Consider the following 15,262-nt stretch of genomic DNA (forward strand, 5'->3'; position numbering starts at 1 on the left):
CGATGGTTTCTCCCCTCACCCACGACGATCCGCAAGCCCTCGGTTCGTACATCCTTCTCGCCCGGCTCGGCGGCGGCGGAATGGGCACGGTCTATCTGGGCCGCTCGCCCAAGGGGCGGATGGTCGCCTTGAAGACGGTGCACACGCACTACGCCGAGCAGGCCGAATTCCGCACCCGGTTCCAGCTGGAGACCGACGCGGCACGCGTCATCGGCGGACAGCACGGCGCGCAGGTCATCGACGCCGATCCACTGGCCCGAACGCCCTGGCTGGCCACCGAATACGTCCTCGGCCCACCACTCGACGACGCGGTCGCCCTCGCCGGGCCGCTGCCCGAGCAGGCGGTACGGGCGCTGGGAGCCGCCCTGTGCGACGCGCTCGCCCAGCTGCACCGGTCCGATGTGGTCCACCGCGACCTCAAGCCCTCCAACATCCTGCTGACCGCACTCGGCCCCAAGGTCATCGACTTCGGCATCGCCCGCGCGGTGGGCGACGACCGGCTGACCCGTACGGGCGCGGCGGCCGGAACGCCCGCCTATATGTCGCCGGAACAGGTCTCCGGCGGCGAACACACCGCCGCGGGCGATGTGTTCGCCCTTGCCGGAGTGCTCGTCTTCGCGGCCACCGGCCGCCCGCCCTTCGGCGGCGGGCAGCCCGCCGATCTGCTCTACCGGGTGCGGTACACCGACCCCGGCCTGGCCGGGCTGCCGGGGGGATTGCGCACCGTACTGGAGCCGTGCTTCGCCAAGGATCCCCGGCAGCGGCCCGGCACCGTGGAGCTGGGGGAGCGGCTCCGTACGGGCGCCCATCACGCGGGTGACATCCGGCGGTTCGCGGACCAGTTGCCGGACCTGGTCCTCGCCGAGATCGCCCGGCGCTGCACGGCCGTATGGGAGGCCCAGCCCAGCAGGCTCCCGGCTCCCCGTGAGGCGGAGCACCGCACCGAAACCGCCGGCCCGGGGCGGGTGGGAGCCGCGCTCTCCCGGCGGAAGCTGATCGCGGCGGTGGGCGGCGGCGCACTCGTCGCCGGTGGGGCGGCCGGGGCATGGGCCTGGCTCGACGCGGAGGGATCCGACGGCGGTACGGCCGCGGCGCCCCGCTCCACCCGCCGTCCCGCCGGTGCGGGTCCGCGTCTGGTGTGGAAGATGTCCGTCCCCGAGGCGACCACGGATCTCGAGGCCCTGATCGTCGGCGACCATGTCGTCATCGTCCACGACAACGGGCTCCTGTGCGTGGACGCGAAGACCGGTGAGAAGCGCGGGGAGAGCGACCGGACCGTCCCCGTCGTCATCGACGGGGACCGGCTTCTCGCCTGTGAGGCCGACGATCAGAGCGGCGCCACCGCGATCGCTCCCGTCGACCTCGAGACGGGCAATCTCAAGACCCCGATCGCTCGCACCGGCGCCTTGGGCCTCGAACCGAAACTCCTCGCCGTGATGGACGGCACCTTGTTCGCCGAGGGATTTGCGAAGGGCGGAGAGAAGCGTCTGGCCATCAACCTGCGTACGGGGAAGCGGCTCTGGGCCCGTGCCATAGCCCCGGGTACCAGCGACCCCATCGCCGCGGCATCCGCCGGTGCCCGGCTCCTGCGCTTCTCGGGAGAGGAGGCCATCGCCATCGACCCCCACAGCGGGGCCCAGCGCTGGTCGAAGCGGATTCCGCTCGGATCCGACGCGGTGATCTCCCTGGACAGAGCCTTCGCCACCACCGGCGATCATGTATTCACCGGTGGCCGGGAGCTCCTAGCGCTGCGCACCACCGACGGCGCGACCGCATGGCGGTTCGGCGCGGAGCGCAAATCCGGGGAGAGCTACGACCCGCGGATGGAGCACTACGGCCCGCCGGTCGTCAAGGACGATGTGGTCTACAGCGTCGAGCGGAGGAACGGCCTCGTCGCCCTGGACGCGCAGAGCGGGCGGCTGCTGTGGCAGGAGAAGGGCGCGGCCGACCAGGCGGCCTCCTCCGAAGCCTACGAATCCACTCCGGTCGTCGGCGAGAGGTACTTCTACGCCTCGCCGGAGAAGGACCGCTGGGCCAGGGCCATCGACCTCCGCACCCATCGCACGGCATGGACCTTCCAAGGGCCCTCCGGTGACAAGGACGGCATGTCCGCCTCCGTGATGCGGGCGCACCGCCGCGCGGGCCTGGTCATCATCACCAATGGCAAGACCGTCTGCGCCATCCCGCTGGAATGACCCGGCACGTGGCTCCCCGGGCCCCCACCGCCTCGTTGATCCGATCAACCCCTCATCGACCAGGAGACCTCTCCCATGAAACCCCTCGGCACCGGCGATCCGCTGCGCCTCGGCCCGTACCGCCTCACCGGCGTGCTCGGCGCGGGCGGCATGGGCCAGGTCTACCTGGGGCGGGATTCCGAGGGCCGGATAGCGGCGATCAAGGTGCTGCGGCCCGAAGTGGCCCATGACCCCCATATGGCCCAGCGTTTCGTGCGCGAGGCGCACGCGGCCCAGGCCGTGCGGGGCGACGGGGTGGCGCGGGTGCTCGCGGCGCAGACCGAGGGCGGGCGGCCGTGGATCGCCACGGAGTTCCTCGCCGGGCCCACGCTCGACCAGGCCGTGGAGCGGTACGGAGCGCTGGAGGAGCCCGCGGTAAGGGCGTTGGGAGCCGCGCTCGTCCGTACGCTCCACGACATCCACGGAGCCGGGCTGGTCCACCGCGACCTCAAACCGTCCAACATCGTGCTGACCTCCCGCGGTCCCAGGGTCATCGACTTCGGGATCGCCCGGCCCGAGCACGGGCTGACCCTGACCACGACCGGACAGACCGTCGCCACCCCCGGCTACGCCCCGCCCGAGCAGGTCCTGGGGCAGCGGACCGGCCCCGCGGGCGATGTGTTCTCCCTCGGAGTGGTCCTCGCCTACGCGGCGGGTGGGCGGCCGGTCTACGAAGGCGGTCACGTGGCCGCCGTGCAGTACCAGGTGGTGCACGGTGAGCCGGAGTTGGGCGCGGTGCCCGGGGCGCTGCGGCCCCTGGTCGAGCCGTGTCTGGCCAAGGACGCCGGGGCCCGGCCCGGTCTCGACTGGATCGGCCGGGCGCTGGCGCCGCCCCGGGGCGCGGACCGGGTCTGGAGGAGCGGACCGCTCGCGCAGGACATCGCGCGGCGCGAGGCGGACGCCCGGCGCATGGCCACCCTGCCCGGCGACCGGACGGGCCCCTCCCGGCGGCGGCTCATCGGGACGCTCGCCGCGGGCGGCGCCGTGCTCGCGGCGGGTGGCGGAGGCGTCGCGTGGTGGCTGCTGCGCGGCGACGAGGCGGAGGCCGGCGGGCGGCCCTGGGAGGCCGAGCCGCTGTCGCGCTATGACGAAGGAACAGCGCCACAGCCGCTGTGGGGTCCGATCCGCGTCGCCGAGGCATCCGGCACCGATCTGCCCGCTCCACTGCCCGTCCACGACCTCGTGGTCGTCGCGACTCCCAGCGGTGCGCTGCGCGCGTACGAGGTGCGGAACGGGAAGCGGCGGTGGACCTCCGAGCGCACGGCCGCCACCACCGCCCGCGTGCTCGCCGCGTCCGACGACGTCATCCTTACCGCCGACGCCAAGGGGGCGCTGCTCGGCCTGGGCACCAAGGACGGCAGGAAGCGGTGGTCGGTGCCGGGCGCCGACGCGGCCGTGCTGTTCGGCGCCGACGAGAGCGCGGCCTACCTCGCCACCCGCGGCGGTCGGATACGCGCCGTGGACCTCACCTCGCACCGCACGCTGTGGACTGTCCCGGCGCCCGTGGCCACATCCGCCAAGGCACCGGCCCAGGCGGCGGTCGCCGAGGGCCGCCTGGTGATCCACGGATCGGACGGCGACGTGGCCGCCCTCGACACCCGTACAGGCAGGACCGCCTGGGGCCCGCGTGAGCAGGGGTCCCCCGCCGCCCTTGCCCCCGCCGTCGCGGACGGCGTCGTCTACCTCGGGGGGAAGAGCTTGAGGGCACTCGACTCGGCGAGCGGTGAGGAGAAGTGGGCCCACGCCGGTCAGGACGGGACCGGCTGGACCGCGCCGGCCGTGCGGAAGGGCGTGGTGTACGCCGTGGACGGCACCGACCTCTCGGCATGGCGGGCGGAGGACGGGGCGGAGATGTGGACACTGCCGTTCGCGTCCGACGACCACCCCCTTGACGCCCCGGTCGCCGAGGGCGGCAGTGTGTGGGCGGCTCTCGACGAGCGCGGGGACCAAGGCGTGGTCGCGGTCGATGTCCGCAGCGGAAGCGTCGCTTGGCCGTACGCTCCGGGGACGGAGGGAGGCTGGCGGCTCGCAGCGGCCGGAAACCGTGTGTTCGCTCTGCAATCCGGCACCCTCACCGCCATGCCCGTCTTCTAGCCCCCGGCCTCCCCGCCCACCCCCGGCCCCCCGCCGTCCCACCCCCGCCTGACCCCGGACACCCCCACCAGGCCACCCCCACACGCCCCCCACCAAGACGCTGGTACCCTGTGTCCTGGCCGTTTGCGTACGCGTCCCCGGAGGCCCTGAGTCTCGGGAGACAGCGCCCAGCGGACCCCGCCTCCCGAGTCACGGAAGATCCCCTGAGACAACGACCAGGGGCACTCGGCGGCTGATGACGAAAGCAAGGAGTACCGAGTGTCGCTCGACGCCGCTACCAAGAAGCAGATCATGACCGAGTTCGCCACCAAGGAGGGCGACACCGGCTCCCCCGAGGTTCAGGTCGCGCTGCTCACGCGCCGCATCTCCGACCTGACCGAGCACCTCAAGACCCACAAGCACGACCACCACTCCCGCCGGGGTCTGCTGCTCCTGGTCGGCCAGCGCCGCCGCCTGCTCCAGTACCTGGCGAAGAAGGACATCACGCGCTTCCGTGCGCTGGTCGAGCGCCTGGGCATCCGCCGGGGTGCGGCGGGCGCCAAGTAAGACGCCAAGGAGGGAGCGGTTCCCGCGACGGGGGCCGCTCCCTTTGCCATACGCGGCGCCGTACGGTTTCAGCCAAAGGTGAGCCAATGGTGACCCGTACGGTCTTCACGCCGGTGCGTAGCGCCATCGCTACGTACCGTAGGGGCCGGACAGTACAGCCGTCGTGATGACGGCCGAAGCTTTGTAGTCTGGTCCCAGACAACGCCATAACGAACGAGGAGGAGCGCCTCATTCCCGCCGCACCGGCGCCACAGGAGCCGGTCCTCGGTAGTGGCTCCCGGAACTGGCAATTCCGGTGGCTTCGATCGAAGACCGGCCCGGCCGCCGGCCCGTAAGGCCAGGGGCGCTGCTCCACCACCGTCCACCGTCACACGGACGAGGGACGCAGAAGAGGAGATTTCCCTGGTGGAGAACGAGACCCACTACGCCGAAGCGGTCATTGACAACGGCACTTTCGGCACCCGCACCATCCGTTTCGAGACGGGCCGCCTGGCCCGTCAGGCCGCCGGTTCGGCCGTGGCCTACCTGGACGACGACACCATGGTGCTGTCGGCCACCACCGTTTCCAAGAACCCCAAGGACCAGCTCGACTTCTTCCCGCTCACGGTCGACGTCGAGGAGCGGATGTACGCGGCGGGGCGCATCCCCGGCTCGTTCTTCCGCCGTGAGGGCCGCCCCTCCGAGGACGCGATCCTCACCTGCCGTCTGATCGACCGCCCGCTGCGCCCGTCCTTCAAGAAGGGCCTGCGCAACGAGATCCAGGTCGTCGAGACGGTCATGGCGCTCAACCCCGACCACCTCTACGACGTGGTCGCGATCAACGCCGCCTCCTGCTCCACGCAGCTGGCCGGGCTGCCCTTCTCCGGCCCCATCGGTGGTACCCGCGTCGCCCTGATCAAGGGCCAGTGGGTGGCCTTCCCGACCCACTCCGAGCTGGAGGAGGCCGTCTTCGACATGGTCGTCGCCGGCCGGGTGCTCGAGGACGGCGATGTCGCGATCATGATGGTCGAGGCCGAGGCCACCGACAAGACCATCCAGCTGGTCAAGGACGGCGCCGAGGCTCCCACCGAGGAGGTCGTCGCCGCCGGTCTGGAGGCGTCGAAGCCCTTCATCAAGGTCCTGTGCAAGGCGCAGGCCGACCTCGCCGCCAAGGCGGCCAAGCCGACCGCCGAGTTCCCGATCTTCCTCGACTACCAGGACGACGTCCTGGAGGCGCTCACCGCCGCCGTCCGCGACGAGCTGGCCCAGGCGCTGACCATCGCGGGCAAGCAGGAGCGCGAGGCCGAGCTGGACCGCGTCAAGGGCGTGGCCGCCGAGAAGCTGCTGCCGCAGTTCGAGGGGCGCGAGAAGGAGATCTCCGCGGCGTACCGCGCGCTGACCAAGACCGTGGTGCGCGAGCGCGTCATCAAGGAGAAGAAGCGCATCGACGGCCGCGGCGTCACGGACATCCGTACGCTCGCCGCCGAGGTCGAGGCGATTCCGCGGGTCCACGGCTCGGCGCTGTTCGAGCGCGGCGAGACCCAGATCCTGGGCGTCACCACGCTGAACATGCTCCGCATGGAGCAGCAGCTGGACACGCTCGCGCCCGAGACCCGCAAGCGCTACATGCACAACTACAACTTCCCGCCGTACTCCACCGGTGAGACCGGCCGCGTCGGCTCCCCCAAGCGCCGCGAGATCGGCCACGGCGCCCTGGCCGAGCGGGCGCTGCTGCCGGTGCTGCCGACGCGCGAGGAGTTCCCGTACGCCATCCGCCAGGTCTCCGAGGCGCTCGGCTCCAACGGCTCGACCTCCATGGGGTCGGTCTGCGCCTCGACGATGTCGCTGCTCAACGCCGGCGTGCCGCTGAAGGCCCCGGTCGCGGGCATCGCCATGGGCCTGATCTCCCAGGAGATCGACGGCGAGACCCACTACGTCACCCTCACCGACATCCTCGGTGCGGAGGACGCGTTCGGCGACATGGACTTCAAGGTCGCCGGCACCAAGCAGTTCGTCACCGCGCTCCAGCTGGACACCAAGCTGGACGGCATTCCGGCGTCCGTGCTGGCCGCGGCCCTCAAGCAGGCCCGCGACGCCCGGCTGCACATCCTCGATGTGATGAACGAGGCCATCGACGTCCCGGACGAGATGTCCCCGAACGCGCCGCGGATCATCACCGTGAAGATCCCGGTCGACAAGATCGGTGAGGTCATCGGCCCCAAGGGCAAGATGATCAACCAGATCCAGGAGGACACCGGCGCCGACATCACCATCGAGGACGACGGCACCATCTACATCGGTGCCGCCGACGGCCCGGCCGCCGAGGCCGCCCGCGCGACCATCAACGGCATCGCCAACCCGACCATGCCGGAGGTCGGCGAGCGCTACCTGGGCACGGTCGTGAAGACCACCACCTTCGGTGCGTTCGTCTCCCTGCTCCCGGGCAAGGACGGCCTGCTGCACATCTCGCAGATCCGCAAGCTCGCCGGCGGCAAGCGCGTGGAGAACGTCGAGGACGTGCTGAAGGTCGGCGCCAAGGTCCAGGTCGAGATCGCCGAGATCGACCAGCGCGGCAAGCTCTCCCTCATCCCGGTCCTCGAGGACGAGGAGGGCGCGGACGCGGACGAGTCCCAGGCCGAGGCCAAGCCCCAGACGAAGGACGAAGCCGCCAAGTGACGTCCCGCGACGACGGCACGACGGCCCGCACCTCCTCGGAGGCGCGGGCCGTCGCCCGTACCCAAACGCTTCTCGAGGGTGAGAACGGCATCGGCACGGTCCGCAGGACGACCCTCCCCGGGGGCCTGCGCGTCGTCACCGAGACCCTCCCCTCCGTGCGCTCGGCCACCTTCGGCATCTGGGCGCACGTCGGCTCGCGCGACGAGACCCGTACGCTCGGCGGAGCCACCCACTATCTGGAGCACCTGCTCTTCAAGGGCACCCGGCGGCGCTCCGCGCTGGACATCTCCGCGGCCATCGACGCGGTCGGCGGCGAGATGAACGCGTTCACCGCCAAGGAGTACACCTGCTACTACGCGCGGGTGCTCGACACCGATCTGCCGCTGGCCATCGACGTCGTCTGCGACATGCTGACCGGCTCGGTGATCAACGCGGCGGACGTGGACGCGGAGCGCGGTGTCGTCCTCGAAGAGATCGCGATGACCGAGGACGACCCGGGCGACTGTGTGCACGACCTGTTCGCCCACACCATGCTCGGCGACACCCCGCTCGGCCGCCCGGTCCTGGGCACCGTCGACACCGTCAACGCCCTGGGCCGCGACCAGATCGCCCGCTTCTACCGGAAGCACTACGACCCCACGCACCTGGTCGTCGCCGCCGCCGGCAACGTGGACCACGACGACGTCGTACGCCAGGTGCACGCCGCGTTCGACGGGGCGGGCGCCCTGTCCCGCACCGACGCGGCCCCGGTCGCCCCGCGCGCCGGCACCCGTGCGATCCGTACGGCGGGCAAGGTCGGGCTGCTGAACCGCAAGACCGAGCAGGCCCATGTCGTCCTCGGCATGCCCGGCATCCCGCGCACCGACGACCGCCGCTGGGCGCTCGGGGTGCTCAACACCGCCCTCGGCGGTGGGATGAGCTCCCGGCTCTTCCAGGAGGTCCGGGAGAAGCGCGGCCTCGCCTACAGCGTCTACTCCTACACCTCCAGCTTCGCCGACTGCGGGCTCTTCGGCGTCTACGCCGGCTGCCGCCCGAACCAGGTGCACGACGTCCTCAAGATCTGCCGCGACGAGCTCGTCCAGGTCGCGGAGAACGGCCTGAGCGACGAAGAGCTGCGGCGCGCCGTCGGCCAGCTCTCCGGCTCCACCGTGCTGGGCCTGGAGGACACCGGCGCGCTGATGAACCGGATCGGCAAGAGCGAGCTGTGCTGGGGCGAGCAGATGTCGGTGGACGACATGCTCGAGCGGATCGCGGAGGTCACCCCGGACGAGGTGCGCGAGGTGGCGCGCGATGTACTGGGACGGCGTCCTTCGCTGTCCGTCATCGGCCCGCTGAAGGACAAGCAGGCGGCACGTCTCGACGAGGCCGTCGCCTAGCCCGTCAGTCGGTTCGGTCCGTACGCCGGCGTAGTCCGTACGCCGGTCAGTCCGTGCCAGAGCCTCCCGGATCGAAGGAAACAGGATCGATGAGCAAGCTGCGTGTGGCCGTCCTCGGTGCCAAGGGCCGGATCGGCTCCGAGGCCGTACGAGCCGTGGAGGCCGCCGAGGACTTGGAGTTGGTCGCCGCGCTGGGGCGGGGCGACCAGCTGGAGACCCTGGTCGAGGCGGGCGCCGAGGTGGTGGTCGAGCTGACCGAACCGGCCTCGGTGATGGACAACCTCGAGTTCTGCCTCCGCCACGGCATCCACGGCGTCGTCGGCACCACCGGCTGGACGGACGAGCGCCTGGCGCGGCTGCGCGGCTGGCTCGAGGCCTCGCCGACCACCGGTGTGCTCATCGCCCCGAACTTCTCCATCGGCGCCGTGCTGACCATGCGGTTCGCCCGCCAGGCCGCCCGGTTCTTCGAGTCGGTCGAGGTCATCGAGTTGCACCACCCCAACAAGGTGGACGCCCCCTCCGGCACGGCCGCGCGCACCGCACAGCTGATCGCCGAGGCCCGGCGTGAGGCCGGCTGCGCCCCGCAGCCGGATGCCACCGCCACGGCGCTCGACGGGGCGCGGGGCGCGGACGTGGACGGGGTGCCGGTGCACTCGGTGCGGCTGCGCGGGCTCCTGGCCCATCAGGAGGTCCTGCTGGGCGGCGAGGGCGAGACGCTCACGATCCGCCATGACTCCACCCACCACAGCAGCTTCATGCCCGGCATCCTGCTCGGCGTCCGCCGCGTGGTGGCCACCCCCGGCCTGACCTTCGGCCTGGAACACTTCCTCGATCTGGACTGAGGGCACAGCGGTGCGCGCAAAGATCACATATTTCGTTCTCGCGGCCGTCCTGGTCGTCTACTTCGTCCTGGTCGGCGACCGCGGGGTGCTGCTGATCCGGGAGGGCACCCCGGTCACCGTCGTCTTCGGCGTGGCAGTGCTGGTGATGCCCCTCATCGGCGCCTGGTTCCTGTGGCAGACCACGCAGTTCGCACGGAGCGCGGACCGGCTGGCCCGGGAGCTGGAGGCGGAGGGCGGCCTCCCGGTCGACGAGCTGGTGCGGACACCCGGCGGACGGATCGACCGGGACTCGGCGGACGCCGTCTTCGCCAAGCGCCGGGCCGAGACCGAGCAGTCGCCGGACGACTGGCGGTCCTGGTTCCGGCTCGCCGTGGCGTACCACGACGCCCGGGACACCGCGCGCGCCCGTAAGGCGATGCAGCGCGCCATCGCCCTGCACGACGGCAAGCCGGTGCGGGCGGCCGGGGGCTGAACCCGGGGCCACCCGCTCAGCGGTGGGCGGCGGACCAGCCCTCGATCGCGTCGGCGGCCCTCTCGAAGCTCTCCACCTGACCCAGGAAGTCCGCGTCATGGCTGGTGATCAGGGTGTCCGGCGCTCCGCCGCGCACGGGCTGGAGCAGCAGCGCCTGCCCCTGGACGGTGCGCGGCAGGCCAAGCCAGCGGACCGGCTGCTGGGCCGTGCGTATCGCGGCGATGTCCTGCCACCGCACGGTGGTGCTGCGCAGCAGGCCGATCCGGCGCAGCCCCTGGGCGCTCACCACGACACCGCTGCGCACCAGCCTCACGGCTGTCACGATCATCAGCGCCGCGACGCCGACGCAGACGCCCGCCGCGGGCAGCGCTCCGGCCATCGCGATGATCATGGCCGAGAACAGGACGTACGAGGCGAGCAGCAGCAGAAGAGCGGCGCCCCCGACCCTCCAGGGCCCCGGCCGGTAAGGGCGGCGCCAGCGGTCCGGGTCCTCGTAGCCGAGCGGGTCCGCTCCGGCCGGCGCGTCGTCGTCACGGGCGCGGTCGGCGGTCAGGAAGGGCAGGGGCACGGGAGTTCCTCACTCACACACATGTCCGGATGGGCCTGTGCTGGGTGAGGCTATCCCAGCGTCGGTCAGCGTCCGTCGGACGCCTCTGACTGCTGGATCTGGTGGGTGGGGTGCGACTGGCTGTCGAGGGCGGGCATCCCGAACATCAACGAGCCGATGAATCCCGCGACGATCGTGAGCCCGATCAGGGTCCGTCCGGCGATCTGGGACGGTGTGGCGCGGGGGCGGGGCGGTGGAGTGACATTGCTGCGGAAACGGTCGGCTTCGGCGACGAAGGCGAACGGCACGGGCTCTCGCCGGCGGAACATCTGCGGGCTCTCCTTGGAACCTCGAACGTGAGTACTTCAATGTGTAGGACGTGTGAATGACCGATTGGGTGCCCGGATCCGACGACTTCAGTCAAAATTTTCGGCTGGGCGGGACTGTCGGTGGTGGCCCGTAAGCTGGGCGCCGCCCTGAGCGACGCACCATGGAAGGACCCGCCCGGTGACCGAGACCCCCGCCGAGATCGAGAAGGCCAGTTTCCGCAGCGATGTGACCGTCGAGCTGGTCAAGCACAGCGCTGCCGACTCCGATGTGTTGTGGGCCGCGCGGGTGTCCACCGCGGGCGAGCAGTCGCTCGAGGAGATCACCAAGGACCCGGAGCGCTCCAAGGGGCTGATCAACTTCCTGATGCGGGACCGCCACGGCAGCCCGTTCGAGCACAACTCGATGACCTTCTTCATCAGCGCCCCGATCTTCGTCTTCCGCGAGTTCATGCGGCACCGCGTGGGCTGGTCGTACAACGAGGAGTCCGGTCGGTACCGCCGTCTGGAGCCGGTGTTCTACGTCCCGGGGGAGGCCCGCAAGCTGGTCCAGCAGGGCCGCCCGGGGAAGTACGAGTTCGTCGAGGGCACCCCGGCGCAGCACGAGCTGACCGGCCGGGTCATGGAGGACGCGTACCGCCACGCCTACGAGGCGTACCAGGAGATGCTGGCCGCCGGGGTGGCCCGCGAGGTGGCCAGGGCCGTGCTCCCGGTCGGCCTGTTCTCCTCGATGTACGCCACCTGCAACGCCCGCTCGCTGATGCACTTTCTGGGGCTGCGCACCCAGCATGAGCAGGCCGCGGTGCCGTCGTTCCCGCAGCGGGAGATCGAGATGGTGGGGGAGCGGATGGAGGCGCACTGGGCGGGGCTGATGCCGCTGACCCACGCCGCCTTCAACGCCAACGGCCGAGTGGCTCCGTAACCGGCCGCGTGGCCCGGGGCCCGCTCCCCGGACGGATCACCGGGCGAAGTGTCCGTATTGCGGCGTTTCGAGAAGTTCATCTAGGCTGAACAAACGGGCCCGGCACTGCTTGAACCCCCGAGCAGGCAGTGCCGGGTCCCATCTCTTCGCACCGTCCGCAGCCCCGAGCGAGCGCCGTGGGGCGCGCTACGAGTAGCGTGGAGCCCATGGCACCGACATCCACATCGCAGACCCCTTTCGGGCGGGTGCTGACCGCCATGGTCACGCCATTCACCACTGACGGCGCGCTCGACCTCGACGGCGCCCAGCGACTCGCTGCCCATCTGGTGGACGCCGGCAATGACGGACTGATCGTCAACGGCACCACCGGCGAGTCCCCCACCACCAGCGATGCGGAGAAAGCCCAGCTCGTACGCGCCGTGGTGGAGGCGGTCGGCGACCGCGCCCACGTCGTGGCCGGAGCGGGCACCAATGACACCCGGCACAGCGTTGAGCTCGCCCGGGCCGCCGAGCAGGCCGGTGCCCACGGGCTGCTGGCCGTCACGCCGTACTACAGCAAGCCGCCGCAGGAGGGTCTGCTCCGGCACTTCACCGCCATCGCCGACGCCACCGGCCTGCCGGTCATGCTCTACGACATCCCGGGCCGCAGCGGTGTCCCGATCGGCACCGAGACCATGGTCCGGCTCGCCGAGCACCCGCGCATCGTCGCCAACAAGGACGCCAAGGGCGACCTCGGACGCGCCAGCTGGGCCATCGCCCGCTCCCGCCTCGCCTGGTACTCCGGCGACGACATGCTGAACCTGCCGCTGCTGTCGGTCGGCGCGATCGGCTTCGTCTCCGTGGTCGGCCACCTGGTCAGCCCCGAGCTGCGGGCCATGCTCGAGGCCCATCTCGCGGGTGACGTCGCGAAGGCAACGGAGATCCACCAGAAGCTGCTGCCGGTCTTCACCGGCATGTTCCGCACCCAGGGTGTGATCACCACCAAGGCCGCGCTCACCCTCCAGGGCCAGCCCGCGGGGCCGCTGCGCCTGCCGTTGGTCGAGCTGACCGCCGAGGAAACCGAACAGCTCAAGCGCGATCTCGCCGCAGGCGGGGTACAGCTCTAAGTAAAGAGGCGATTTCTCGCACCTTCATACTTCACAACTGCATACAGACACATCAGCAAGTGCACGAATGTCACGCGCGCCATGTGCCCAGGGGGCATGTGGCGCGCGTGGTGAGGAGAGTCTTTTGAGTCATCCGCATCCTGAGCTCGGCCCTCCGCCGAAGCTCCCCGAGGGCGGTCTGCGCGTCACCCCGCTCGGCGGCCTCGGTGAGATCGGCCGGAACATGACGGTCTTCGAGTACGGCGGCCGGCTGCTGATCGTCGACTGCGGGGTGCTCTTCCCCGAGGAGGAGCAGCCCGGAGTCGACTTGATCCTGCCGGACTTCACATCCATCCGGGACCGTCTCGACGACATCGACGGCATCGTCCTCACCCACGGCCATGAGGACCACATCGGCGGCGTCCCCTTCCTGCTCCGCGAGAAGCCCGACATCCCGCTGATCGGCTCCAAGCTGACGCTCGCCCTGATCGAGGCGAAGCTCCAGGAGCACCGGATCCGTCCGTACACCCTCGAGGTCGAGGAGGGGCACCGCGAGCGGATCGGCCCCTTCGAGTGCGAGTTCGTCGCGGTCAACCACTCCATCCCGGACGCCCTGGCGGTCGCCATCCGCACCCCGGCCGGCATGGTCGTGCACACCGGCGACTTCAAGATGGACCAGCTGCCGCTCGACGGCCGGCTCACGGATCTGCCCGCGTTCGCCAAGCTCGGCGAGGAGGGCATCGATCTGCTGCTGGTGGACTCCACCAACGCCGAGGTCCCCGGTTTCGTGCCGCCCGAGCGCGATATCTCCGGTGTGCTGCGCCAGGTCTTCGGCAATGCGCAGAAGCGCATCATCGTCGCCAGCTTCGCCAGCCATGTGCACCGCATCCAGCAGATCCTCGACGCGGCGCATGAGTACGGGCGCAAGGTCGCCTTCGTCGGCCGCTCGATGGTCCGCAACATGGGCATCGCCCGTGACCTCGGCTATCTGCGGGTGCCGGCCGGTCTCGTGGTGGATGTGAAGACCCTCGACGACCTACGGGACGACGAGGTGGTGCTGGTCTGCACGGGCTCCCAGGGCGAGCCGATGGCCGCACTGTCCCGGATGGCCAACCGCGATCACCAGATCCGGATCGTCGAGGGCGACACGGTGATTCTGGCCTCCTCGCTGATCCCCGGCAATGAGAACGCGGTCTACCGGGTCATCAACGGACTGACGCGATGGGGCGCCACGGTCGTCCACAAGGGCAACGCCAAGGTCCATGTCTCCGGCCATGCCTCGGCCGGTGAGCTGCTGTACTTCTACAACATCTGCAAGCCCAAGAACCTGATGCCGGTGCACGGCGAATGGCGGCATCTGCGCGCAAACGCCGAGTTGGGGGCGTTGACCGGGGTTCCGAAGAACCGTTGCGTCATCGCCGAGGACGGTGTCGTGGTGGACCTGGTCGACGGCATCGCCAAGATCGTCGGCAAGGTGCAGGCGGGATACGTGTACGTGGACGGCCTCTCGGTCGGCGATGTCACGGAGACCTCGCTCAAGGACCGCCGCATCCTCGGCGACGAGGGCATCATCTCGATCTTCGTGGTCGTCGACAGCACGACCGGCAAGATCGTGGGCGGTCCGCATATCCAGGCCAGGGGCTCCGGTATCGAGGACTCCGCCTTCTCCGCGGTCATCCCGAAGATCGAGGATGCCCTGGCCAAGTCGGCCTCCGACGGGGTCGTGGACCCGCATCAGCTCCAGCAGCTGGCGCGTCGCGCGGTCGGCAAGTGGGTCTCCGACAGCTACCGCCGCCGCCCGATGATCCTTCCCGTGGTCGTCGAGGTCTGACGTCACCTCTGACGTCACCTCTGACACTCCCTCAGCACCACACCGGCGCTGAACACCCGGCGGGGCTCCTCGATTTGCATCGAGGAGCCCCGCTCCAGTACGTTTACGGCTCCGCCAGAGGGGAACCCGGAGCACTCAACGGTCTCCGGAGGAGCCCACCGGCGGGGGTGGAAATCGACTCGGAGAAATTCTGATAAAGTCGACGAAGCCGAAAGGCAAGGCCCTCCAGCGGCCACCGGAAACGGAATTCGGATCGGAAACGACCGGAAATCGGATCTGGTAAGGTTGGAAACACCGAAGGGAAGCGCCCGGAGAAACCGGTGAAACGGTTT

Annotated in this window: 12 protein-coding genes; 10 read left to right on the forward strand and 2 right to left on the reverse strand. The window is 70.4% G+C overall.

Features of this window, described 5'->3' with window-relative positions; genetic code table 11:
• Nucleotides 1-2: 2 nt before the first annotated feature.
• The 7 genes from ABD329_RS38405 to ABD329_RS38435 all read left to right on the forward strand — a co-directional run bounded on the left by ABD329_RS38405 (nt 3) and on the right by ABD329_RS38435 (nt 10,219).
• Complete coding sequence (locus ABD329_RS38405) at nt 3-2,195, forward strand: protein kinase domain-containing protein (protein WP_198275608.1); 2,193 nt, start codon at nt 3-5, stop codon at nt 2,193-2,195.
• Nucleotides 2,196-2,270: 75 nt separating this feature from the next.
• Nucleotides 2,271-4,328 (forward strand): serine/threonine-protein kinase, encoded by a 2,058-nt coding sequence (locus ABD329_RS38410; protein WP_344317595.1) that lies wholly within the window; start codon nt 2,271-2,273, stop codon nt 4,326-4,328.
• A gap of 258 nt (nt 4,329-4,586) precedes the next feature.
• A complete protein-coding gene (gene rpsO / locus ABD329_RS38415; protein WP_020868053.1) occupies nt 4,587-4,874 on the forward strand; it encodes a 30S ribosomal protein S15 in 288 nt (95 codons plus the stop codon).
• A 405-nt stretch (nt 4,875-5,279) separates the two neighbouring features.
• The gene (locus ABD329_RS38420) at nt 5,280-7,529 is read left to right on the forward strand and encodes a polyribonucleotide nucleotidyltransferase (protein WP_198279273.1); all 2,250 of its coding nucleotides are present in this window, start codon (nt 5,280-5,282) and stop codon (nt 7,527-7,529) included.
• On the forward strand, nt 7,526-8,905 hold the full coding sequence (locus ABD329_RS38425; protein ID WP_198279274.1) for a M16 family metallopeptidase: 1,380 nt from the start codon (nt 7,526-7,528) through the stop codon (nt 8,903-8,905). The genes ABD329_RS38420 and ABD329_RS38425 overlap by 4 nt, the downstream gene beginning before the upstream one ends.
• 89 nt (nt 8,906-8,994) lie before the next feature.
• A complete protein-coding gene (dapB, locus tag ABD329_RS38430) occupies nt 8,995-9,747 on the forward strand; it encodes a 4-hydroxy-tetrahydrodipicolinate reductase (protein ID WP_198279275.1) in 753 nt (250 codons plus the stop codon).
• A 10-nt stretch (nt 9,748-9,757) separates the two neighbouring features.
• Entirely contained in the window at nt 9,758-10,219 is a 462-nt protein-coding gene (locus tag ABD329_RS38435) for a tetratricopeptide repeat protein (protein WP_020868049.1), read from the forward strand.
• 16 nt (nt 10,220-10,235) lie between these two features.
• On the opposite strand, the gene ABD329_RS38440 is transcribed toward ABD329_RS38435, so the two are convergent.
• Both ABD329_RS38440 and ABD329_RS38445 read right to left on the reverse strand, forming a co-directional pair.
• Nucleotides 10,236-10,787 carry a PH domain-containing protein gene (locus tag ABD329_RS38440; RefSeq protein WP_198279276.1) on the reverse strand — a complete coding sequence of 184 codons (552 nt, stop codon included), beginning with the start codon at nt 10,785-10,787 and terminating at the stop codon, nt 10,236-10,238.
• Nucleotides 10,788-10,852: 65 nt separating this feature from the next.
• Entirely contained in the window at nt 10,853-11,095 is a 243-nt protein-coding gene (locus tag ABD329_RS38445) for a hypothetical protein (RefSeq protein WP_037960714.1), read from the reverse strand.
• Nucleotides 11,096-11,273: 178 nt separating this feature from the next.
• On the opposite strand from ABD329_RS38445, the gene thyX reads away from it, so the two are divergent.
• The 3 genes from thyX (at nt 11,274) to ABD329_RS38460 (ending at nt 14,930) form a co-directional block, all read left to right on the forward strand.
• Nucleotides 11,274-12,014: an FAD-dependent thymidylate synthase gene (gene thyX / locus ABD329_RS38450; RefSeq protein WP_198279277.1), complete on the forward strand. Its 741-nt coding sequence runs from the start codon at nt 11,274-11,276 to the stop codon at nt 12,012-12,014.
• 206 nt (nt 12,015-12,220) lie between these two features.
• A complete protein-coding gene (gene dapA, locus ABD329_RS38455) occupies nt 12,221-13,120 on the forward strand; it encodes a 4-hydroxy-tetrahydrodipicolinate synthase (protein ID WP_198279278.1) in 900 nt (299 codons plus the stop codon).
• Between the two features lie 124 nt (nt 13,121-13,244).
• Nucleotides 13,245-14,930, forward strand: a complete 1,686-nt coding sequence (locus tag ABD329_RS38460; protein ID WP_198279279.1) for a ribonuclease J — start codon at nt 13,245-13,247, stop codon at nt 14,928-14,930.
• Nucleotides 14,931-15,262 lie beyond the last annotated feature (332 nt).

This window comes from Streptomyces javensis, assembly GCF_039525925.1.
Classification (GTDB): Bacteria; Actinomycetota; Actinomycetes; order Streptomycetales; family Streptomycetaceae; genus Streptomyces; species Streptomyces asiaticus.